The sequence below is a fragment of the Mesorhizobium sp. M8A.F.Ca.ET.165.01.1.1 genome, from assembly GCF_004792065.1.
GTDB lineage: Bacteria > Pseudomonadota > Alphaproteobacteria > Rhizobiales > Rhizobiaceae > Mesorhizobium.
The window spans coordinates 1-278 of record NZ_SRTH01000288.1; the positions used below are offsets into that span (position 1 = coordinate 1).

Annotated in this window: 1 protein-coding gene; it reads right to left on the reverse strand. The window is 65.8% G+C overall.

The features are described 5' to 3' along the window. The coding region (locus EN808_RS36130) for a transposase (protein WP_189524266.1) at positions 1–277 on the reverse strand (277 nt) is incomplete at its 3' end. Position 278 lies beyond the last annotated feature (1 nt).

Consider the following 278-nt stretch of genomic DNA (forward strand, 5'->3'; position numbering starts at 1 on the left):
TGAAGGCCGGGTCGGTGCGCAGTCGGTCGAGATCGTTGGCATCCTCGTAGCCGCATGCGATCGCAAAGATGCGGGCGCGCAGAATGTCGGCCATGGCGTGCGTCACCCGCTGTGGGTCGCGCGGATCGTGGATCGCAGCGGCCAGCCTGTCGGCCAGTTGCAGGCGTCGCTCGGCCGCGGCCAAAAGCATGACGCCACCATCCGAGGTGATGCGTCCGCCGTCAAACGCAGCTGTGATCTTCTTGCGCCCAACGGCTGGAAATGAGAGCGGCAGCAAC